The 21,787-nt window shown below is 71.0% G+C and carries 19 protein-coding genes; 7 read left to right on the top strand and 12 right to left on the bottom strand.

The window, feature by feature from the left end; all coding sequences use genetic code 11:
- Window positions 1-16: 16 nt before the first annotated feature.
- On the top strand, window positions 17-202 hold the full coding sequence (locus KNO15_RS04285) for a hypothetical protein (RefSeq protein WP_241702196.1): 186 nt from the start codon (window positions 17-19) through the stop codon (window positions 200-202).
- A 34-nt stretch (window positions 203-236) separates the two neighbouring features.
- Here the strand turns inward: KNO15_RS04285 and KNO15_RS04290 are convergent, their stop codons facing one another.
- A complete protein-coding gene (locus KNO15_RS04290) occupies window positions 237-1,148 on the bottom strand; it encodes a sigma-70 family RNA polymerase sigma factor (protein WP_241702197.1) in 912 nt (303 codons plus the stop codon).
- 232 nt (window positions 1,149-1,380) lie between these two features.
- Between KNO15_RS04290 and KNO15_RS04295 the strand changes: the two genes are divergently transcribed.
- On the top strand, window positions 1,381-2,832 hold the full coding sequence (locus tag KNO15_RS04295; RefSeq protein WP_241702198.1) for an MFS transporter: 1,452 nt from the start codon (window positions 1,381-1,383) through the stop codon (window positions 2,830-2,832).
- Here KNO15_RS04295 and KNO15_RS04300 read toward each other — a convergent pair.
- The gene (locus tag KNO15_RS04300; RefSeq protein ID WP_241702199.1) at window positions 2,818-3,786 is read right to left on the bottom strand and encodes a DNA topoisomerase IB; all 969 of its coding nucleotides are present in this window, start codon (window positions 3,784-3,786) and stop codon (window positions 2,818-2,820) included. The two genes, KNO15_RS04295 and KNO15_RS04300, sit on opposite strands and share 15 nt — an antisense overlap.
- A complete protein-coding gene (ku, locus tag KNO15_RS04305) occupies window positions 3,783-4,655 on the bottom strand; it encodes a non-homologous end joining protein Ku (protein WP_241702200.1) in 873 nt (290 codons plus the stop codon). Before ku ends, KNO15_RS04300 begins: the two co-directional genes overlap by 4 nt.
- Before the next feature lie 87 nt (window positions 4,656-4,742).
- Here ku and KNO15_RS04310 point away from each other — a divergent pair, with 87 nt between their 5' ends.
- Window positions 4,743-7,205 carry an ATP-dependent DNA ligase gene (locus KNO15_RS04310; RefSeq protein WP_241702201.1) on the top strand — a complete coding sequence of 821 codons (2,463 nt, stop codon included), beginning with the start codon at window positions 4,743-4,745 and terminating at the stop codon, window positions 7,203-7,205.
- A gap of 10 nt (window positions 7,206-7,215) precedes the next feature.
- On the opposite strand, the gene KNO15_RS04315 is transcribed toward KNO15_RS04310, so the two are convergent.
- Window positions 7,216-8,778, bottom strand: coding sequence for a bifunctional phosphatase PAP2/diacylglycerol kinase family protein (locus KNO15_RS04315; protein WP_241702202.1), 1,563 nt, complete (start codon window positions 8,776-8,778; stop codon window positions 7,216-7,218).
- A gap of 62 nt (window positions 8,779-8,840) precedes the next feature.
- On the opposite strand from KNO15_RS04315, the gene KNO15_RS04320 reads away from it, so the two are divergent.
- Both KNO15_RS04320 and KNO15_RS04325 read left to right on the top strand, forming a co-directional pair.
- Window positions 8,841-9,287 carry a hypothetical protein gene (locus tag KNO15_RS04320; protein ID WP_241702203.1) on the top strand — a complete coding sequence of 149 codons (447 nt, stop codon included), beginning with the start codon at window positions 8,841-8,843 and terminating at the stop codon, window positions 9,285-9,287.
- Window positions 9,288-9,376: 89 nt separating this feature from the next.
- The gene (locus tag KNO15_RS04325) at window positions 9,377-10,678 is read left to right on the top strand and encodes an MFS transporter (protein ID WP_241702682.1); all 1,302 of its coding nucleotides are present in this window, start codon (window positions 9,377-9,379) and stop codon (window positions 10,676-10,678) included.
- A gap of 80 nt (window positions 10,679-10,758) precedes the next feature.
- Here KNO15_RS04325 and KNO15_RS04330 read toward each other — a convergent pair whose 3' ends face one another.
- Entirely contained in the window at window positions 10,759-11,394 is a 636-nt protein-coding gene (locus tag KNO15_RS04330; protein WP_241702204.1) for a putative glycolipid-binding domain-containing protein, read from the bottom strand.
- Window positions 11,395-11,456: 62 nt separating this feature from the next.
- Between KNO15_RS04330 and KNO15_RS04335 the strand changes: the two genes are divergently transcribed.
- Window positions 11,457-11,933, top strand: coding sequence for an anthrone oxygenase family protein (locus tag KNO15_RS04335; RefSeq protein WP_241702205.1), 477 nt, complete (start codon window positions 11,457-11,459; stop codon window positions 11,931-11,933).
- A gap of 45 nt (window positions 11,934-11,978) precedes the next feature.
- On the opposite strand, the gene KNO15_RS04340 is transcribed toward KNO15_RS04335, so the two are convergent.
- A complete protein-coding gene (locus KNO15_RS04340) occupies window positions 11,979-13,148 on the bottom strand; it encodes a citrate/2-methylcitrate synthase (RefSeq protein WP_241702206.1) in 1,170 nt (389 codons plus the stop codon).
- 51 nt (window positions 13,149-13,199) lie between these two features.
- Between KNO15_RS04340 and KNO15_RS04345 the strand changes: the two genes are divergently transcribed.
- Window positions 13,200-14,459 carry a citrate/2-methylcitrate synthase gene (locus tag KNO15_RS04345; RefSeq protein WP_241702207.1) on the top strand — a complete coding sequence of 420 codons (1,260 nt, stop codon included), beginning with the start codon at window positions 13,200-13,202 and terminating at the stop codon, window positions 14,457-14,459.
- A gap of 13 nt (window positions 14,460-14,472) precedes the next feature.
- Here KNO15_RS04345 and KNO15_RS04350 read toward each other — a convergent pair whose 3' ends face one another.
- From KNO15_RS04350 to KNO15_RS04375, 6 genes are all read right to left on the bottom strand, one after another.
- Window positions 14,473-15,132 carry a methionine ABC transporter permease gene (locus KNO15_RS04350; protein WP_241702208.1) on the bottom strand — a complete coding sequence of 220 codons (660 nt, stop codon included), beginning with the start codon at window positions 15,130-15,132 and terminating at the stop codon, window positions 14,473-14,475.
- The gene (locus KNO15_RS04355; protein ID WP_241702209.1) at window positions 15,129-16,154 is read right to left on the bottom strand and encodes a methionine ABC transporter ATP-binding protein; all 1,026 of its coding nucleotides are present in this window, start codon (window positions 16,152-16,154) and stop codon (window positions 15,129-15,131) included. The genes KNO15_RS04350 and KNO15_RS04355 overlap by 4 nt, the downstream gene beginning before the upstream one ends.
- Window positions 16,155-16,158: 4 nt before the next feature.
- The gene (locus KNO15_RS04360) at window positions 16,159-17,118 is read right to left on the bottom strand and encodes a MetQ/NlpA family ABC transporter substrate-binding protein (RefSeq protein ID WP_241702210.1); all 960 of its coding nucleotides are present in this window, start codon (window positions 17,116-17,118) and stop codon (window positions 16,159-16,161) included.
- Between the two features lie 200 nt (window positions 17,119-17,318).
- Window positions 17,319-17,744 carry a VOC family protein gene (locus KNO15_RS04365; protein WP_241702211.1) on the bottom strand — a complete coding sequence of 142 codons (426 nt, stop codon included), beginning with the start codon at window positions 17,742-17,744 and terminating at the stop codon, window positions 17,319-17,321.
- A gap of 65 nt (window positions 17,745-17,809) precedes the next feature.
- Complete coding sequence (locus KNO15_RS04370) at window positions 17,810-18,223, bottom strand: helix-turn-helix transcriptional regulator (protein ID WP_241702212.1); 414 nt, start codon at window positions 18,221-18,223, stop codon at window positions 17,810-17,812.
- A gap of 85 nt (window positions 18,224-18,308) precedes the next feature.
- Window positions 18,309-21,761, bottom strand: coding sequence for a TM0106 family RecB-like putative nuclease (locus tag KNO15_RS04375; protein ID WP_241702213.1), 3,453 nt, complete (start codon window positions 21,759-21,761; stop codon window positions 18,309-18,311).
- Window positions 21,762-21,787: the final 26 nt, after the last annotated feature.

Here is a 21,787-nt window from a genome sequence, read left to right on the forward strand (position 1 = left end):
GAATTGGAGGCGCGCCATGACACCGGAAGCAGAAGAACCGGTCGCCGCACCCGCCGCGCCAGCGGAGGCGCCCGTGGCCGAGCCCGTCGCCGCGCCCGCAGACGCGGAGGCAGGCGCCGAGGAGGCGGATCCAGGAGACCGCCCCGGCGACATCCCGTTCGATCAGGCTGTCGCCGAACACGAGAACCCCGAGCTCGCCTGAGCCCGGGGTTCCCCGTTCGTGTCCGTCCGGTCCCTCAGCGGAGGTACTCGAGCAGCTCCGGGCAGCGCAGCCGCTTCAGGCTCCGCGTCTCCAGCTGGCGCACGCGCTCGCGGGTGATGCCGTAGACCTCGCCGACCTCGTCGAGCGTCATCGGCTTCTGGCCGTCGAGGCCGAAGCGCATCCGCACCACCTTGGCGTCGCGCGGCGGGAGGTCGCGGAGGCGATCCTCCAGGTCGCGGTGGCGGAACTCGACCTCGACCGACTCGGACGGCCCGGGAGCGTCGCCGTCCTCGATCAGGTCGCCGAGCTCCGCGCCCTCGTTCTCCCCCACCGGGACGGCCAGCGACACGGTCTCCGAGTCGCTCATGCGCAGCTTGTGCACCTCGGCGGGGGTCAGGTTGGCGGCCTCCGCCATCTCCTCCAGCGTGGGCGTGCGGCCGAGCTCGCCGCCCAGGTCACGGCGGATCCTGTCGAGCTTGTCGATCTTCTCCACCGTGTGCACCGGGATCCGGATCAGGCGGGCCGTGTCCGCGATGCCGCGGAGGATCGACTGGCGGATCCACCAGGTGGCGTAGGTGGAGAACTTGTTCCCTGTGCGGTAGTCGAACTTCTCGACTGCACGGACGAGGCCCAGGTTGCCCTCCTGGATCAGGTCCATGACGGCGAGACCGCGTCCCGCGTACCGCTTGGCGATGCTGACGACGAGGCGGAGGTTCGCCTCGATGAAGCGCTCGAACGCGCGCTTGCCGTCGTCGGCCAGGTACTGCAGTTCTCGCCGCTCGCGCGGGGTCAGATCCGGTCGGGTGGCCAGCCGCTCGCCGGCGAGCACGCCGACCTCGATCCGCTTGGCCAGGGCGACTTCTTCGTCCGCCGTGAGCAGACGGGTCCTCCCGATCGAATTGAGGTAGTCGCGAACTGGATCATTGGTCACTTCGAGCGTCGTCATCGTGTCATCCCATCCCATCGTGCACAGAGTTTTTCTGCCTCGATTCGTGCCTCAGGGTAGGCAGATTGCCCATGACCCCAACAAGGGGTTGACAGACATCAGGCCACTCGCTAGGCGTGTCGCTTGCGGCCACGCAACTGCGCGGATGTCAAGGGGATGGGCGGTCGGCGACCCTTCTCGTACCGTGGCCGACGTGAGCGTACATTCATCCGATTCCCAGCAAGAGGCCGGTTTGAAGACCATCCGGACCACCATCCCCGCCCGGCTCGACCGACTGCCCTGGTCCCGCTTCCACTGGCTGGTGATCATCGGGCTGGGAACCGTGTGGATCCTCGACGGGCTCGAAGTGACCATCGTCGGCGCGATCGCCAGCCGGCTCACGGAGCCCGACTCGGGGCTGGGACTGACGACGAGCCAGGTCGGCCTCGCCGCGGCGATCTACGTCGCCGGCGCCTGCACCGGGTCGCTCGTCTTCGGCTATCTGACCGACCGGTTCGGCCGGAAGAAGCTGTTCATCGTCACGCTCGGGCTCTACCTCCTCGCCACCGTCCTGACGGCCTTCTCGTTCGCGCCGTGGATGTTCTTCCTGTTCCGGTTCTTCACCGGCGCCGGAATCGGCGGCGAGTACGCCGCCATCAACTCCGCGATCGACGAGCTCATCCCGGCCCGCCGGCGCGGTGTCGTCGACCTCGCCATCAACGGCTCCTACTGGCTCGGCACTGCCTTCGGCGCAGTGCTCACGGTCTTCCTGCTCAACACTGCGGTCTTCCCCGCCGACGTCGGCTGGCGCATCGCTTTCGGGCTCGGCGCAGTGCTCGGCCTCGTCATCCTCCTGGTGCGCAGGAACGTGCCGGAGTCGCCGCGCTGGATGTTCATCCACGGCCACGACGACGCAGCGGAGAAGGAGGTCGGCGAGATCGAGCACGACATCGAGGAGCAGCAGGGGTCCGCACTCGAAGCGGTGCCCGACGACGCCGCGATCGAGATCCGGCAGAGGAAGTCCACCGGGTTCGGCGAGATCATCCGTGTCGGCGTGACCCTCTACCCGAAGCGCTCCATCCTCGGGCTCTCGCTCTTCATCGGGCAGGCCTTCCTCTACAACGCCGTGTTCTTCACGTTCTCGCTGGTGCTCACGAAACTGCTGCATGTGCCCTCCGACGTCGCGCCGTGGGCGCTGGTGCCGATCGCGATCGGAAACTTCCTCGGACCGTTCCTGCTCGGCCGGCTGTTCGACTCCATCGGCCGCCGGTTCATGATCACGCTGTCGTACATCGGCTCCGGGGTCCTGCTGGTGGGAACGGGGATCCTGTTCGACACGGGCGCCCTCGACGCGTTCTGGCTCACCGCCTGCTGGATGGTCGTGTTCTTCTTCGCGTCCGCCGGAGCCAGTGCCGCCTATCTCACCGTCAGTGAGATCTTCCCGATGGAGACCCGCGCGATGGCGATCGCGTTCTTCTACGCCGTCGGCACCGCAGCGGGCGGGATCGTGGGCCCGATCCTGTTCGGCAACCTGATCGGGGGCGGAGTGCACGCGGTGGTGCTCGGCTACTATCTCGGCGCCGGCCTGATGATCGCGGGCGGGCTGGTGGAGCTGTTCCTCGGCGTGGACGCCGAGAACAGATCGCTCGAGGACATCGCAGCGCCGCTGTCGGCGGGGACGCCGGCGCAGTCAGTCCGCAAGTAGCTCCAGCAGGGCCGGTTCGGGCGCACGGCCGGCGGAGGTGTCGATCACCTCCCCGTTGCGATAGCGGTCGAAGATGCGCGGGTCGATGTAGCTGTTGCGCGCGATCGCCGGGGTGTTGCCCAGGGCGCGCGCCGCCTCGTCCACCGCAGCGGACACCCGCTTCTTCCGCTGGGCGCCCGAACCCCCGACACCCAGTTCGGCGAGCGCCTCTGCCGCCACGATCGTGCCGTGCAGCGTGCGGAAGTCCTTCGCCGTGAACTCGCCACGCGTCTGCCGGCGGATGTACTCGTTGAGCGACGCCGGTCGGATGGTGTGCCAGGTGCCGTCCTTCCAGGACAGCAGCCGGGAGCGCTGCCCGCGCAACGCCTGGATCTCGGCGAGCAACTCGGCGAGGTCGGCGTCGGCGATGGTGCTCGTCCATTTCTGGGCCGATTTTGCCGGGAACGTGAGCGTGATCTCGTCGCCGTCGATGCGCGCATGCCTGCAGAGCAGCGTCGTGAGCCCGCGACTGCCGTTGGCGTGCAGGTACTCCTCGCTTCCGATGCGGACGCTGCCGAGGTCGATGATCCGGAACGCCGCCGCGAGGATGCGGTCGCGGCCGAACCCCTCGCCGCGGAGATCCATCGTCACCTTCCGCCGCGCCGCGGGCAGCGTCTCGGCGAGCTGGGCCGCCCGCTCGAACTTGACGCGGTCCTGATGCAGCCGCCACGCGTCGTGGTAGCGGTACTGCCGACGCCCGGCGGCGTCCGTCCCGACGGCCTGGATGTGCCCGCGCGCGTCCGGCGAGATCCAGACATCCTTCCAGGCGGGCGGGACGACCAGCGACCGGATCCGCTCGAGCTCGAGCTCGTCCACGATCCGGTTGCCCGCCTCGTCTTCGTACACGGGACCCGTCGCCGAGTCGCGCCGCGCATACCCGGGTCCGGACGGATCGCTTCGGCGCAGACGCGTCACGCGGGCTTCTTGGCCTTCTTCGCCGGCGCCTTCTTGGCGGACCCCTTCTTCTCCGCCTCCTTCTGGGAGGCTGCGCCCTCTCCCCTGCTGCGCTCGACGCTGCGCTGCAGGGCCTCCATCAGGTCGATGACCTCGCCGCCACCCTTCTTCTCCTCTGGCTCCTCGCCGAAGGTGGCCGCCGTGTCGATGCTCTCGCCCTGCTCCAGCTTGGCGTCGATGAGCTTGCGGAGCTCCTCCTGGTACTCGTCGGTGAACTTGTCCGGCTCGAAGTCGCCGGCGAAGCTCTCCATGAGCGCCGCGGACAGCGACAGCTCGCGCTCGGTGATCCGCGGCGTCGTCTCGAGGGCGGGGAAGTCGGCCTCGCGAATCTCGTCGTGCCACAGCATCGTCTGCAGGACGAGCACGTTGCCGCGCACCCGCAGGGCGCCGAGCCGGGTCTTCTGGCGGAGGGCGAAGTTGACGATCGCCGTGCGGTCCTCGTCCTCGAGCGTCTTTCGCAGCAGCGCGTACGCCTTGAGCGATTTGGAGTCGGGCTCCAGGTAGTAGCTGCGGTCGAACCACAGCGGGTCGAGCTGGTCGTTGGGGACGAACTCGACCACGTCGATCTCCCTGCTGCGCTCGGCCGGCAGCGACTCCAGGTCCTCCGGCGTCAGGATGACCGTCCGCTCGCCGTCGTCGTAGGCCTTGGCGATGTGCTCGTACGGGATGGTCTTGCCGTCGATCTCGCAGACCCGCTTGTACCGGATGCGCCCGCCATCGGCGTCGTGCACCTGGTGCAGCGCCACGTCGTGATCCTCTGTCGCGCTGTAGACCTTCACGGGCACGTTGACCAACCCGAAAGTGATAGCGCCCGTCCAAATCGCCCTCATGCGTCCATCGTGTCCGCGGAAGCGCGCAAACTCAATGGTCGAAAGGAGGACGTGCCCGACGAGCGCGCGGCGGCGTACGGTGTTCGCATGGCGGCCAAGGACACCGAGACGGTCTCGATCGACGGCCATCGGCTGCGCCTGACGAACCTCGACAAGGTCATGTACCCCGAGACCGGGACCACCAAGGCCGACGTCATCGGCTACTACAACGCGATCGCCGAGGTGATGATCCCGCACACCCGCGACCGGATCGCCACCCGCAAGCGCTGGGTGCACGGCGTCGGGACACCCGAGCATCCCGGCGAGGTCTTCTTCCAGAAGAACCTCGACCCGGCCTCCACCCCCGGCTGGGTGAAGACGCGCACGATCACGCACAAGACCAGCGCCAACACCTACCCGCTCGCGAACGACCGGGCGACCCTCGTCTGGCTCGCGCAGCTCGCGGCGCTCGAGCTCCACGTGCCGCAGTGGCGCGTGGGCCGCGGAGACCAGCGCAGGAACCCCGACCGGCTCGTGCTCGACCTCGACCCGGGCGAGGGCGCGACACTGCTCGACTGCGCGGAGGTGGCCCGGCTGGCGCGCGCCATCCTCGCCGACATGGGCCTCGATCCGCTCCCGGTGACCAGCGGGTCGAAAGGCATCCACCTGTACGCCCCGCTCGACGGCTCGCAGACCAGCGACCAGGTCTCTGCCGTGGCGCACGAGCTCGCGCGGGCTCTGGAGGCCGACCATCCCGACCTCGTCGTGAGCGATATGAAGAAGGCGCTGCGGGCGGGCAAGGTGCTGGTCGACTGGAGCCAGAACAACGGCGCCAAGACGACGATCGCGCCTTACTCGCTGCGCGGGCGGTTCCGGCCGACCGTCGCCGCGCCGCGCACCTGGCGGGAGCTGGCCTCGAAGGACCTGCGTCAGCTGGAGTACCCGGAGGTGCTCGACCGCGTGAAGAAGCGCGGGGACCCGCTCGCCGACCTCGCCGCCGGTCGGGCGGCGGCCGAGGAGACCGACCGCCTCACGACCTACCGCTCCAAGCGCGACGCCGACAGGACGCCGGAGCCGGTGCCGTCCGTGAGTCCCGACGCCGCGGACGGCCGCTCGTTCGTCATCCAGGAGCACCACGCCCGGCGACTCCACTGGGATTTCCGGCTGCAGCACGACGGCGTGCTGGTGAGCTGGGCGCTGCCGAAGGGGCCGCCGACCGACCCGAAGCAGAACCACCTGGCCGTGCACGTGGAGGACCACCCGCTCGAGTACGGCACCTTCGCCGGAGACATCCCGCACGGCGAATACGGGGCCGGCCACGTCGACATCTGGGACCACGGCGAGTACGAGCTCGAGAAGTGGCGCGACGACGAGGTGATCGTCACCCTGCACGGCCAGCGGGACGGCGGCCTGGGCGGCGTGCCCCGCAGATTCGCGCTCATCGCCACCGCACAGGGCAGCGACGAGAAGAACTGGCTGATCCACCTGATGAAGGAGGCGGACTCGCGCGGAGGCGCGGCGACGAAGGCGTCCGCGACGTCGTCTCCCGCGCGGGCTGCTGGTGCGGCGGGCTCCACGGCGAAGCCCCCCGCCCGGGCGATCGACAGCCCGCCCGTCTCCCCCATGCTCGCGACCCTCGGCTCGCGGAAGGACATCCACGACGAGTCCGAGTGGGCGTTCGAGATGAAGTGGGACGGCATCCGGGCGATCGCGGTCGTGCAGGGCGGCGCCCTCCGGCTGACGACCCGCAACGGCAACGACGTCACCCGCACGTATCCGGAGCTCGCGGGGCTCGTCGCGCTCGCCGGCGGCCACGACCTGGTCGTCGACGGCGAGATCGTGACCCTCACCCGGCAGGGGCGGCCCGATTTCGGCCTCCTGCAGACACGGATGGGCCTGACCCGGCCGGCGGAGGTGGAGGCTGCGGCGAAGCGCGCTCCCGCCCACTACTTCGTCTTCGACCTCCTCGAGCTCGACGGGAAGGATCTGCGGCGCGAGACGTACGACGACCGCCGAGCCGCGCTGGAGGCCGCGCTCCGGCCGCCGACAGGCGACCCCGTCCAGGTGCCGCCCGCGTTCGCGGGCGACGTGGACCACGCCATCGCCTCCTCGAAGGAGCTCGGACTCGAAGGCGTCATGGCGAAGCAGCGCGACGGGACCTACGCGACGGGCCGGCGCTCGCGCACCTGGATCAAGATCAAGCACCACCTGAGCCAGGAGGTCGTCATCGGCGGCTGGACGCCCGGCAACGGCCGGCGGGCGAACGGGATCGGCGCGCTGCTGCTCGGCATCCCCGACGGCGACGTGCTGCGCTACGTGGGCAAGGTGGGCACGGGCTTCACCGACGCGATGCTCGACGACCTCGCGAAGAAGCTGTCGGCGCACGAGCGCAAGACGGCGCCTCTGGAGGGCGTGCCGTCCCTCGACGCGCGCGGCGCGCACTGGGTGCGGCCCGAGTACGTCGGCGAGGTCGAGTTCGCGGAGTGGACGGGCACCGACCGCCTGCGTCAGCCGTCGTGGCGGGGCCTGCGGCCCGACAAGTCCGTCGACGAGGTCGTGCGGGAGTCGTGACCGCGCTGCGTCACGGCACGCGCGGCGAGTAGACCTCCAGAGCCGCGGGGAGGATCCTCAGCTCGAGCCGCTCGCCCGGGGTGTCCGTCGACGCCTCGCCGTCGTGTGCGTAGCCGGGGTCGACGCCTCGGGCGCGCACGGAGATCCCGTCGCCGGTGAACGCCTCGATCACCGGCGGACCCTGCAGGAACGGCAGCCGGGCGGCCAGCGCGTCGGTGCGGCCTCCGAACGCCAGGGCCACCGCACCCCGCGTCTTCGGCCTCCTGCCCGCCGAGAGGATGCGCACGTCGAGCAGGCCGTCGTCCAGCCGCCGTCGCTCGATCGGCGCGACGGAGACCGGGTAGTAGCGGTCGATGCCCACGAACACCGACCAGATCGACCGGGTCTCCCCGTCGATCTCCACCTCGATCGGGCTGCTGGAGCGCACGACGCGGATCGCGGCGATGACCGCGGCGACCGGCTTGCCCCAGCGGGCCTCGTGCTTCTCGCGCTCCTCGACGAACGCCGGGTAGATCCCGACGGACGCCGTGTTGAGCACCGTCCGCGTCACCGCGTCTCCCCCGCCGGCCGGGAAGCGCAGCTCTGCGACGTCCACCCGGCGGCCCGCGCCTGCCTCGAAGGCGTCGAGCGCGGTCTCGATCGACTCGAGCCCCGCCGCCTTGGCGAAGTGGTTGAACGTGCCGCCGGGCAGCACCAGCAGCGGGAGACCGGCGAGCCGGGCTTCGTGCGCCATCGCCGAGACCGTCCCGTCGCCGCCCGAGACCCCGAGCACACGCGGCGGCTCGGCCGAGCCGAGCTGCTCCTGCACGAGTGCGGCGATGTCGTCGCCCTCCTTCAGCTCGTGCACGCGGGCGTCCGGGAACCGATTCGCGAGGAGCGGTCGCGGATCCGGCCTCCCGAGCCCGGCGCCCGACCCCGGGTTGACGACGATGAACGCCCCCGCGCCACGCGGCAGCACGGGCAGGTCGGTGGTCTCGGCCGTCGGAGCGGGCACCGCGGATCGTCGCGCCGAGCGCAGCAGCGGCGACACGCCCTTCAGCAGCACGGCAGCGCCCGCGCCGATCGCCGCGCCGCCCAGCACGTCCGAGAACCAGTGCGCACCGGTGTGGAGGCGCGAGTAGGCGACACCCGCTGCGAGCGGGGCGAGGGCGGCACCGGCCGCCGGCGACTCCAGCGCGGCCCCGGCGGCGAACGCCACCGCGCTGGCGGTGTGGCCGGAGGGGAACGACGGGGAGGTCGGCGACCGGTCGAGCCGGCGCGAGACCGGGATGGACGTGAGCGCCGGCCGATCGCCGCCGACCAGGGTCTTGCCGACCGCATTGGCCACCAGGCTGGCGAGGCCGAGCGACACGATCCCGCGCAGCGCAGCCCGCGGCTTGCCGAGCGCGACGAGCACGGCCGCAGCCGCGAACCACAGCTTGCCGTGGTCGGCAGCGCCGCTGAGGAGCCGCCAGAATCCGTCCGCTCGTGGCCCGGTGCTGCGGCGGTTGATCCGGCGCGCGACCGCTTCATCGGCGCGGACCGCCGCACCGGGCAGGCTGAACAGGGAGCGGCGGCGACGGGACGCAGACATGCCCACACCGTACCCGCCCCGGTGTGCGGCGGCCGCTTCCGCCGGGCGGTAGGATCGTCGTCGTGAGCACGCACACGATCGCCGACACCCAGCACACCGCCTCCGACGACGTCGTCGTCGACGACGAGCACGGCGGACTCGTCCGCAGCCTGAGCGCGACCATCCCGCCGATGCTGGGCAATGCCATCGCGACCCTCATCGTGCTGGTCACCGTGGTCATCGGCGTCATCAGCCTGGTCTACACGTGGACCGGCAACGCCGACGAGTTCCTCCCGCTGTTCCAGGTGACGGTCGCAGCCACGGTCGTGTCGCTCAACGCGCTCTACGCCCGCCGCACCTTCAGCTACGTGATCACCCTGATCGGCGCCATCCTCTGGCTCTGGGTCTCCGTCACGCCGTTCATGCCGTTCTGGCAGGTCGTGCTGCAGGCGGTCACGGTCACCATCATGGTCTTCGGCGTCGTCTTCTCGCTCGCGGCGGTCTCGCTCAGCAAGAAGCCTCGCTTCTGAGCACCGAGCAGTCCCCCGGCACAAAAGAGGTCGGCACAAAAGAGGTCGGCACGAAAGAGGTCGGCACAGCGGAGCCCGACGATACGCGGCTGTCGCATTCCCGGCATTTCGTCGACCTCAGCCCGCTGAAGGAGTCGCCGGCGTTCGCCCGGCTCTGGGCCGGCGGCGCCATCTCGGGCATCGGCGGCCAGATGACGGTCGTGGCCGTCGGCCTCCACATCTACGACCTCACCCACTCCACCCTCGCCGTCTCGCTCGTGGCGCTCTTCGCGCTCGTTCCGATGATCGTGTTCGGTCTCTACGGCGGTGTGCTCGCCGACGCGTTCGACCGGAGGACGGTGGCGCTCGTCACCGCGATCGTGGCGTGGGCCTCGACCGCCGGTATCGCCCTCTTCGCCTGGATGCATGTGCAGGTCGTCTGGCCGCTGTACGTGCTGACGACGATCAACGCGGTCGCGACGGTCATGATCGGCGCGACCCGGCAGGCCATCACGCCTCGGCTGCTCCCGGCGCGGCTGCTGCCCGCGGCGAGCGCGCTCGGCGGCATCAGCATGGGCGTCATGGTCACCGTCGGCCCTGCGCTGGCCGGCCTCCTGGTCGCGAGCGTCGGCATCCCGTGGACCTATACCGTCGACGTCATCCTGTTCACGGCGGCGTTCCTCGGGATCTTCACGTTGCCCGCGATCGTGCCGGAGGGCGAGCGCCAGAGCGCGGGCCTCTCGTCGGTCCTGCAGGGGCTGCGCTTCCTGAAGACCGCGCCCAACCTCTCCATGACCTTCGTGCTGGACCTCGTCGCGATGACCTTCGGCCAGCCGCGTGCGCTGTTCCCCGCGGTCGGCGCACTGCTGATCGGTGGAGGCCCGGTCACCGTGGGTATCCTGACGGCCGCCGGGGCGGTCGGCACACTCGTCTCGAGCGTTTTCTCCGGCCGCCTCGGACACGTGCGCTGGCAGGGCCGCGCCGTCGAGCGGGCGATCGTGGTCTACGGCGCCTCCATCCTCGGCTTCGGCATCGTGCTCGCGGTCGTGGCGTTCAGCGGCACGGCCGGAGGGGGAACCTCGTTCGCGGAGGCGAACCTCCCGGCGCTGATCGCCGCCACCGTCCTGCTCGCGGCCTCGGGAGCGGCGGACAACGTCAGCTCGATCTTCCGGATGACCATCCTGCAGGCCTCGGCACCCGACGTCATGCGCGGGCGGCTCCAGGGTGTGTTCACGGTCGTCGTGACCGGGGGACCGCGCCTCGGCGACCTCTACGTCGGTGTGCTGGCGGTGACCGGCGCGCTGTGGTTCCCTCCGCTGCTCGGCGGCCTCCTGATCGTGGTCCTGGTGGCCACGGTCGTGCGCGTGCAGCGCGGCTTCCGCCGCTACGACGCGCTGGCGCCGACCCCCTGAGCACCCGAGACTCACCGCCGAGGGGCACGCAAACGCCCCTAAAACCGGGTTTTGGGGGCGTTTGCGTGCCCCTCGACGGTTCAGCGGGTGCGGATGCGGCGCGCCAGCCGCGGGTAGTCGATGACGAGTCCGTCCTCGTCGACGCCGAGGTCGGCCGTGAAGCCGCTGCCGACGCTTCGATAGCGGACGACCGCGCGTCCCGCCTCCGGATCGTACGGATGCGCAGCGCTGTACGCCTGCCGGCTGGCGACGACCTCCAGCGACGGGAGGTCCACCCACGCCATCGTCAGCTCGGTCTCCTCGAGGCCGGCCAGGGCGTTCAGCCGCAGGATCGGCATGGTGTTGGTGACCGGGCACAGCGCCAGATCGCAGTCCAGGGCGCCGTCGAGGTCGGACGGGGACACGATCCCGGGTTCCGCCAGCGGCGCATCGTGGTACCGGGTCTCGCCGTGCGTGTACGACTCGCTGCTCCAACGCCCGTGCGCGTCGCGGGCGAGCACCAGCCACCGCGTGAAACCGCGCCCGGCCACCGCGACCGAGAGGCGGTCGGTCGCCCAACCCGACGACGTCTCGAGCTCCCAGCTCACGACGTAGTCGGTCGTGCGCGAGGTGCCGAGGGCGTCGAGCCGGTCCGGTGCGAGCGTGACGACCGCCGCCTCCAACCGCTCCGGGTCCTCGTCGCCGACCCACTCCACGTGCCGCACCGCTCCGCGCATCGTTCCCGCCTCCGTCCGCAGGGGCCCGTGACTCCGCCCGAGCAGCACGATACGCTCACGCCATGCAGACAGCGACAGCCATCTGGATCGTCCTCGCCGCCCTCAGCACCGCTGTCGTCGGCGGTGTCTATCTCGGCTTCAGCACGATGGTGATGCCGGCGTTCGACGGCGACGCCCGCTCGACCGGGGTGATGAACCGCATCAACGTGCTCGCGCCGCGGTCGCCGTTCATCCTGGTGTTCTTCGTGTCGGCGCTCGCCTGCGGGGTGAGCATCGTGCTGGTGCTCGTGGACCTGATGACAGGGGCGACGGCGGCGTGGGCGGCGGTCGTCGCCGTGGCCGGTGCCGTGCTCGGGCTCGCCGGGTTCGTCATCACCGCTGCGGTCAACGTCCCCCTGAACAACCGTCTCGCCGAGACCACGCCGGGCGACGTGGCGGCGTTCGCGGCGTTCGAGAAGCCGTGGCGCCGCGCGAACAACGCTCGCGGCGCGGCGTCGCTGGCCGGAGCGGCCGCGCTGATGGCGGCGCTGCTGGGCTGACGTCGCCGGCACCGGCACCGGCTCCGGTACCGGCGACGCCGGCACTCACGCCGCGATCGTGCGCGCCGGCAGGGGCTCCGGAGCCCGCGGCCCGTCGTAACGCGACGACGGCCGCAGGATCTTGCCGTCGGCGGCCTGCTCCAGGATGTGCGCCGTCCAGCCGACGACGCGGGCGACGGCGAACGTCGGCGTGAACAGCGAGCGCGGGATCCCGCACAGCTCCATGACGACGCCGGCGTAGAACTCGACGTTGGTGTGCAGCTCGCGGCCCGGTTTCAGCTCTGTGAGGAGGTGCTGCACCCGGTTCTCCACCTGCACCGCGAACGCCACCCGGTCTCCGCCGAACCCCTGCGCCACCTCGCGCAGGAGCCGCGAACGCGGGTCCTCGGTGCGGTAGACGGCGTGCCCGAACCCCATGACCCGACCGCCGCCGCGGACGGTCGCGGTGATCCAGTCATCGATGCGGTCGGGAGTGCCGATGGCGTCGAGCGTGTCGAGCGCGCGGCTCGGCGCTCCCCCGTGCAACGGGCCGGACAGCGCTCCGAGCGCGCCGTCGACGGCCGCGGCGACATCGGCCCCGGTGGAGGCGATGACCCGCGCCGTGAAGGTGGAGGCGTTGAAGCCGTGGTCGATGGCGGCGGTCAGGTACGCGCTCAGCGCGTGCTCGTGGGCGGCGTCCGGAACGCGGCCGGTGACCAGGCGCAGGTAGTCCGCCACCTGTCCGAGGTCGTCCCGGGGCTCGGCGGGGACCCGTCCCGTCGCGTGCGCGTGCAGCGCCGCGAGCAGGACCGGTGTGACGGCCGCGACCCGGATCGCATCGCCCGTCCGCGCCTCCGGGGCCTGGTCGTAGACCGGCCGCATCCCGTCGTGCGCCGCGACCGCGGCGAGCGCCATCCGCAGGCCGGCGAGGACATCGCCGCCCGCGGTGAGACGCGCGATCGCCGGCAGCAGCTCGGCGACGGGCCCGGGGATGCGCCGAGCGGCCGCGATGCGCTCGCGGAACGCTCCCAGCTCCTCCGCCGTCGGGAGGTCGCCGAAGAGCAGCAGGTACCAGGCGTCCTCGAAGGTGCGCTCGCGGGCGAGGTCGATCGCCGAGTACTGGCGGTAGTGGTAGAAGCCCTCCTGCCCGCGCACGTCGCCCAGCGCGGTGTGCGCTGCGACGACGTTGGTCAGTCCGCGGGGGACGTCGATGAGGGTGTCGTTCATGCGGTCCATGGCAGTAGTGTGAACGTGGATTACACATGCGTCAACGTTGATCGGATCAATATGCCTGACTCCTCCGAACCCTCGGAGTCCCCCGAACAGACCGGCCTCCCCGGCCTCCCCCGCCTCAGCGCCGAGCAGACGGCCGAACGCCTCGGGATCAAGCTCGGGACCCTCTACTCCTATGTGGCGCGCGGGCTCCTCGACCGCACGCGCACGGCCGCAGGTTCGGCCTTCGACCCGTTGGAGGTCGAAGCGTTCGCCGCCGCCCGGCGACGTACCGCCGCGCCCTCTGCGGCGCGTTCGGAGGGGCGGCCGCTCATGGTCATCGAGACGGACTTCGCCCTGATCGACGACGGAGAGTTGTACTACCGGGGTCGCCCCGCCGCCGAACTGGCACACGAGCCGTTCGAGGTGGTGGCGCGCTGGGCGCTCTCCGGGCAGTGGGATCCGGCCGCCCGCTTCGCCCCCGGTCCCGGGCTGGAGAGCGCCAGGCGGGTGGCCGACGCCCTGCCGCCCGGTGCGGGCGACCGCGACCGCCAGTTGGTGGCCGTGACGGCGATGGCCGCGGCCGACCCGCTGCGCACCTCCCTCGACCCGGAGGCCGTGGTCGGCGCGGCCGAGCGGCTGATCGCCGGGATGGTGCAGGTGCTGCCGGTGCAGTCTCCCCCCGTGGCGGCGACCCTCGCCGCCGAGCTCTGGTCGCGCCTGACACCGCAGCCTCCGTCGCCGCAGCTGTTGCGCACCCTCGATGCGGCCCTCGTGCTGCTGCTCGACCACGACCTCGCCGTGTCGACGCTCGCGGCGCGCGCCGCGGCCTCTGCCCGGGCCACGGCGTACGCGGTCGTCGTCGCCGGGCTCGGCGCCCTCGACTCGCCGCTGCACGGCAACGCCAGTCGCGCGGCCCAGCGGATGCTCGCGCGCGTGGCCGCGGGCGAGCAACCGTCCCGGGTCGTCGCCGATGCGGTGGCGGACGGCCGCGGTCCGGTCCCCGGATTCGGCCAGCCGCTCTACCCGGCCGGCGACCCGCGAGCGCGGATCCTGCTGGGCATGCTCGCCGACGACCCCGCCGGCGCGCCCGTCGTCGAAGCCGTCGACGCGGTGGCCACGCTCCTCCACGATCGCACGGGGACCACCCCGAACTCGGATCTCGCGCTCGCCGCGCTCGCGCTCGCCGGCGGGATGGCCGACGACGCGGGCGAGGTGATCTTCGCCACCGCCCGCGCCGCGGGCTGGATCGTGCACGCCCTCGCCGAGTACCGCGAACGCCCCCTGCGCCTGCGTCCCGTCGGCCGCTACACCGCCCCACCCGCGGGCCCGTAGCCGCCGGCGGGGGTCAGCGGCGGAGCGCTTTGCGGGCGAGCGTGTTGCCGAGGAACTGGGCGAGTTGGACCAGGACGACGATGGTGAGCACCGCCACCCACGTAACGACCCAGTTGTAGCGCTGATAGCCGTACGAGATCGCGAAGTCGCCGAGCCCGCCGCCGCCGAGGCTGCCGGCGACCGCCGACAGGTCCACGATCGCGACGAACACGAACGTGTAGCCGAGGATCAGCGGGCCGAGCGCCTCCGGGATGAGCAGGGTCGAGATGATCCGCCACGGACTCGACCCCATCGCCCGCGCGGCCTCGATGACGCCGGGATCGATCGTCACCAGGTTCTGCTCGACGATGCGGGAGATCGCGAACGTCGCCGCGATCGTCATCGGGAAGATCGCCGCGGGCGTGCCCAGGAACGTGCCGAGCACGGCCTGGGTCAGCGGAGCGACCGCCGTCATGAAGATGATGAACGGGATCGGCCGGACGAAGTTGACCAGCACGTTGAGCACCGTCGACAGGGCACGGTTCTGCAGCAGGCCGCCGGGCCGCGTCGTGTACAGCAGCACGCCGAGCGCGAGACCGAGAACGCCTCCCAGCACGAGCGTCGCCACGACCATCCAGAGCGTCTGGCCGATGGAGGTCAGGTACACGGGCCACAGCGTCGACCAGTCGGTCATGCGGCCACCTCCTCGACCTCGGTGACCGTGCGGAGCTCGGCGATCAGCGCGTCCACGTCGCCCGGGGCGCCGAGGAGTTCGAGCGTGAGGCTGCCGAACGACCTCCCCTGCAGCGCGGAGATGCCGCCGTAGACGATCTCGAAGCGCACCCCGTGCCGGCCGACGGCGTCCGAGAGCACGGTGCCCAGGCGGCCGTCGTCGTGGATGCGCGCCGAGACGATCCGTCCGGAGTGCTTTCCGCGCAGGCGCTCGACGTCGTCGGGGCCGGGCTGGTTGCGGAGCACCGTGCCGACGAAGCGTCGCGAGGTCGGCGTCTGCGGGTTCGAGAACACCTCGAACACGCTCCCGGTCTCGATCACCCGCCCGGAGTCGAGAACGGCGACGCGGTCCGCGATCGAGCGCACGACCTCCATCTCGTGCGTGATGACGACGATCGTGACGCCGAGCTCGTCGTTGACCCGCTTGAGCAGCGCCAGCACATCCGCGGTGGTCTCCGGGTCGAGGGCGCTCGTGGCCTCGTCGGCCAGCAGGATCGCGGGGTTGGTCGCGAGCGCGCGGGCGATGCCGACGCGCTGCTTCTGTCCGCCGGAGAGCTGGTCGGGATAAGCCCAGGCCTTGTCGGTCAGCCCGACGAACGCGAGGAGCTCTGTGACCCGTTCCTTGCGCCGGTCCGCCGGCCAGCCCGCGACCTTCAGCGGATAGGCGATGTTCGCGAACACCGTGCGCGAGCGGAACAGGTTGAACTGCTGGAAGATCATGCCGATTCCGGCCCGCACGCTGCGCAGCTCGCGCTCCCGCAGCGTCGTCAGGTCGCGGCCGTCCACGATCACCGAGCCGGAGGTCGGGTGTTCGAGCGCATTGATGAGCCGGAGCAGCGTGCTCTTGCCCGCACCCGAGTAGCCGATGATGCCGAAGATCTCGCCGCGTTCGATCGTCAGGTCGACGTGTTCGACGGCGGCGACCGCGGCGTCACCGGAGCGGAAGCTCTTGGTGACGCCGCGGAACTCGATGAGGGAGCTCACGTGCCTACTTCGCCGCCTGGATCGTCTTCTCGAGAGAGCGCAGAATGGCGATCAGGTCGGCCTGCGGCTTCTGCACGATCACGGCGGTGTTCTTGGAGTCGGCGAGCACCGCGTCCTGCACGGCCTTGGAGTGGTAGAGCTCGGCGATCTTCAGGTAGGTCGCGTTCGACTTGTCCTTGTCGCGAGCGACGAAGGCGTTGATGTAGGGCTCGGCGGCCGCGCTCTTCGGGTCGTCCTTGAACAGGGCCGACTCCGGGTCGATGCCCGCCGGGCCGACGAACGTGTTGTTGATGACCGCGCCGGCGGCCGACTCGAGGGCGGGCGCGGTCTGTGCGGCATCGACGGGGATGACCGTCACCCGCGACGCCGATGCGTCGATGTCGGCGGGCGTCGCGAGAGTGTTGCCGCCGTTCTTCAGCGTCAGGAGTCCGGCCTTCTGCAGCACGAGCAGCGCCCTGGCCTGGTTGGTCGGGTCGTTCGGGATGGCGATCCCGGAGCCGCTCGGGATCTCGTCGAGCTTCGTGTACTTCTTCGAGTAGAGGGACAGCGGCACCACGTAGGTGGACGCGATCGGCACCAGGTTCTGGTGCGCCTGCACGTTGTAGTTCGCGAGGAACTGGAGGTGCTGGAACAGGTTCAGGTCGAGCTGGCCGTCGGCGAGCGCGGGGTTGGCCTGCAGGTAGTCCTTGAACCCGACGACCTGGATGTCGATGCCGCTCTGCGCGGCCTCCTTCTTCAGGATCGGCCAGTACGGCGCGGACTGCTCGGTGGTGCCGATCTTCACGGTGACCTTCGTGCCCGCTGCGTCGGCCGAACCGGAGTTGTTCGCGTTCACGACGGCGACGACGCCGCCGACGACGGCGAGGACCGCAACGATCGCGATGCCGACGATCCACGGGGTCTTGGAGCGCTTGGGCTTCTCGGGAAGGGCGGGAACGGTCCCGGGCGGGGTGGCGTCGGACATGGCTGTGCCTCTCTTGTGAAGGGGTGGGATGTGCCGGCGGACGGTTGGCGGCACATCGAGCCTGTCAAGAGGCGGGTGGAGGGTCAAAACCCGTTCCGAAATATGACGTGGACGGATCGCGCGGTCGCCCGGTCGCGATCGGTTCGACATCGACGCGAGGTCCGGCGCCCGATCCGCCGCGGCGGGGGCGCCGGAGAGTCCTATGCGTTCTGCGGCTGAGCCGTGGACTGCAGAATGCGGACCATGTTGCCCGACGGGTCGCGGAAGGCGCAGTCCCGCGGCCCCCACGGCTGGTCCTTGGGCTCCTGCAGGACTTCCGCGCCGCTCGCGCGGACCCGCTCGAAGACGGCGTCGAGGTCGTCTTCGGTGCGGAACACGACGTTGGTGAGCACGCCCTTCGCGACGAGCTCCTGGATGGCGTCGCCGTCGGACTGCGAGCGGCCGGCGTACGGGTCGGAGAGCACGATCTCCGTGCCTTCCCGCCCGGCGACGCCGAGCGTGATCCAGTGGTGACCGCCCGACGCGACGTCGTTGAGCACGTCCAGGCCGAGCGCGTCGCGATAGAACGCGAGGGACGCCTCGGGGTCGGTGACGGTGATGTGCGAATACTGAAGCGAAATGGTCATGGTGTCACTCTAGGAACGGCGCGCGACGACCGCTTCTCCATTCCTGCTCGACTCGGGGTCGCGGCTCAGCCCGGCAACGGCTTCGACCGCACCGGGCGGGTGCGCTGCTTGGCGATGCAGTTGGGCATCGCCATCACCGCGCGGTGCTCGCGCGAGCGGTAGCTCGTCGGCGACTCTCCCACGATCTCGGCGAACTTGGAGCTGAACGACCCGAGGGAGGTACAGCCCACCGCCATGCACGCCTCGGTGACCGTCATACCCTCGCGCAGCAGCGCCATCGCACGCTCGATGCGCCTGGTCATCAGGTAGCTGTAGGGGGTCTCGCCGTACGCCGCCCGGAACCGGCGGGAGAAGTGCGACGGCGACATGAAGGCGGACGCCGCCATCGTCGGCACGTCGAGCGGTTCGGCGTACTGGCGATCGATCAGATCGCGTGCCCGTCTCAGGATGACGAGCTCCTCCAGTTCCTCCGGTGTCACGCCTCCACGGTAGCCCGCGCCTGCACCACCCACCAGTCGGGCCCCGCCGGTTCGTCGCCCGTCCGACGCCGACCGCTCGCCCTGCCTACCACTCGACCAGTCGGATGAACGCACTCAGCTCGCCCACACCCGCCGGCGTCGTCGGCAGGAACTCGGTGAGCTCTGGAGAGTGGACGAGGTACGCCGCCCACTTCGCACGCGAGATCGCCACGTTGAGCCGGTTCTTCGACAGCAGGAACGACATCCCCCGAGGCACGTCGGCCGCGGAGGACGCGGCGAGGCTGACGATGGCGATCGCCGCCTCCTGCCCCTGGAACTTGTCGACGGTGCCGACGCGCACCTCCGGGAACCCGGCGGAGTCGAGCGCCTCGCGCACCTCGGCCAGCTGCGCGTTGTACGGGGTCACGACGATCACGTCGTCCTGTCCGAGCGGGGAGTCGTCGCGATCGGCGGCCGGGTCGGTCCAGGCGCGCCCGACCAGGTCGCGCACGATGGCGACCACGGCTTCGGCCTCCTCCGGCGACGCCGTCGCGTTGCCGGAGTGGGTGACGGGCACCGGGTGGAGGCCGGGCTCGACAGCGGAGAGCTCTCGCTCACCCGCGGCCGGATGGGCGTGCAGCCGCCCCTCGTACGACAGGACGGATACGGCATGGGCGAGCGACGGGTGCAGCCGGCGGCTCTCGGCGAGGAAGTAGCCGAACTCTGCGGGAAGCACGTCGTGCCCGGCGCTCACCCAGCCGAGCGCGGAGCCGTCGACCGGTTCGGGATGGCTCCCCTGGCTCACCTGCGGCAGCTGCTGCGGGTCGCCCAGCAGCAACAGGTTGCGGGCGGCCACACCGACCGCGATGGTCGACGCCAGGGAGAACTGACCGGCTTCGTCGACGACGAGCAGGTCGAGGCTCTCGCGCGGGACGCGCGCCGGGTTCGCGAAGTCCCAGGCCGTGCCGCCCAGGACGAACCCGCTCGCCTCGCGCTCGGCGGCGAACTCGAGCTGGCCGTTCCGCCGCAGCGCGGTGAACCGGGGCGACTCGGCGGCACCGCCCGGCACCTTTCCGACGAGCGCGGCATCGAGCCCGGTCGCGACGATGCGGTCGAGCAGGTTCTCGACGACCGCGTGCGACTGGGCGACGACGCCGACCCGCCAGCCGTGCTCGGCGACCAGGCGTGCGATCACGTGCGCGCCGAGATACGACTTGCCGGTGCCGGGAGGTCCCTGGACGGCGAGGTACGACGAGTCGAGATCGAGGAGGCTGGCCGTCACGGCTGCGATGCGCCCGCCGCCGTCGTCCGGGCCCTCCGGCGCGAGGACGCCGGAGCGGGTGCGGGGCGGGGTCCGCCGCAGCAGGTCGACCGTCGCGTTCGTGGGCCAGCTGTCGGACTGCAGCGCGGCCAGCAGGCCGGTACCCCACTCCCGGATGGCCTCGGCGAGCGGCCGCGTGTTGGGCGGGGCGGCCGGGGTCAGCGCGCTCGGCAGCTGATCGTACGCGGCGACGTCTTCTGGCAGCGTCTCCCTGACCAGCACCGAGCCGTCGTCGGTGACGTCGACCACGGCGACGGTGCGAACCGTGCGCGCGCCCGGCTGCGCCCGGAGCAGCCGGAACGGACCCGGGTACTCATAGAGCAGGAACGGACCGGAGTTCTCGCTGACGCGCACCGAGCTGCCCGCTCCCCACTGCCCGGAGAGCAGCAGCTCGCGCCGCTCGACGCGCTGGCCCTCGTCGAGATACCAGTCGCGGACGACCCGGACGGACTCGACGACCAGCACATCGCGGGTGTCCGCCCACTCCTCCACGGGCTGGATCAGCCGGGAGAAGTGGCTCTGCCAGAAGCTCTTCTGCTCGCGCCGGTGGTAGTCGATCGCCGCCGCCGCGAGGGCGACCGCCTCGCGGTCGGGAGTGCGGTGCGGGTCGAGCGGGTCGCCGGCGAAGGCCAGCAGACCGGCTCGGAGCGGGGACGCCTCCGGAGCGACCTCCGGCTCCTCCAGGGGAGCGGCGCCGATCGGGACCCCGGCCTCCTCCGCTCTGGCGAGGAGCCAGTCGCGCAGGCGCAGGGTCGAGACGCAGTCGTACCGGTTGTAGTCGCCCAGAGCGTCGAGCAGCGGCTGCGCCTCGTCGAGGCGGCCGAGTGCGATGAGATCGCGGGCGTTCGCGTACTCGGTGATCGAGTCGGCGCCGTTGGTGACCTCGCTCTGCCGCAGTTCGGAGCCCATGTACAACGGCTCCAGCTTCTTGATCGAGTATGACCGGGACCCCACCCGCACCGACTTGCGCACCAGCGGGTAGAGATCGACCATGACGTTGTCGCGGAGCAGGGCGTCGACCTCCTCTTCGCCCACGCCGTGCCGGGCGGCGAGGGACAGCAGGTGGGTCTGCTCGTAGGCGGCGTAGTGGTAGATGTGCATGCCGGGGAAGTCGGCCCGTCGCTCTCGGACGAACGCCAGGAACTGCTCGAGCGCGACACGCTCCTCCGCGAAGTCGTGCGCCCAGAACGCGGTGAACCGGGCGTCCTGGTCGACCAGGCCGAACAGGTAGTCGAGGTTCCAGCGCTCCCCCGCACCTTCGGTGTAGAGCGGGTCGCCCTCGAAGTCGAAGAAGATGTCGCCGGGATCGGGCTCGGGCAGCACGGCCAGCACCGGGGCGTTGAAGACGCGGATGGGCGGCGGCGACCCCTCGACGGCCTCCAGCTGCAGACGCGCCTGCTCGCGCAGCCCGGTCAGTGTCCCCTCGGGAACACCGTCGACCGGGCCGGTGGACGCGGCGAGCGCATCGATGGTCGTGATGCCTGCGGCGATCAGGCGCTCGCGCTGCGTCACGCGCATTCCGGCGACGAGCAGCACATCGCGCGCCGCCTGCACCTCGGCGTCGCACGTGTCGCACCGCCCGCAGACCGTGAAGCGCGGGTCGCCCCAGGCGACGGGGCCGGTGTCGGCGACGTGCTCGGCGACGATCTCGAGGAGCCGGGCGCGCCGCTTGCGGTAGACGGGCTCGATGTCGGAGAGCCGGTGCTCGCTCAGCGAGCCGTCGCCCAGCAGCAGCTCGACGGTGCCGTCGACCTCGACGCCGGTGCGGCGCAGTTGCTCCGCGTACGCGGCGAGCTGGAGCAGGGCGGTCACCCGTGCGCTCCGGGCGAGCTTGGAGTCTTGCACGCGGTACCGGCCGTCGGGCAGCCGCACCACGAAGTCGGCGAACCCGACGAACGAGCCGTCGAAGAATGTGGCCTGGAACACCACCTCGCTGGCGCGTTCGAAGGCACGCGCCGTCTCGGCGACCGCCGCCGCCAGAGAATCGGCCGTCAACGACTCCGGTCGCGCGACCTCGGCGACGCCCGCTCCGAACCGCTCACGGTAGCGCTCGAGGATGTGATGCTCGTGCTCGTCGCCCAGACGCGAGGAACGCACGTACATGGGATCGTCGACCTCGTCGGTCTTCTCGATCCTCCCCAGCTTGACGTCGAGCGAGCGCAGGAAGGCGAACTCGCACTTCGACGCCTCGGTCAGGTCGCTGGCGCTGGTGACGATCACTCCGTCGAGTAGGAACACACCGCAACGCTATCGGCGTCCGCCGA

It is taken from the genome of Leifsonia shinshuensis (genome assembly GCF_022606355.1).
GTDB lineage: Bacteria > Actinomycetota > Actinomycetes > Actinomycetales > Microbacteriaceae > Leifsonia > Leifsonia shinshuensis_B.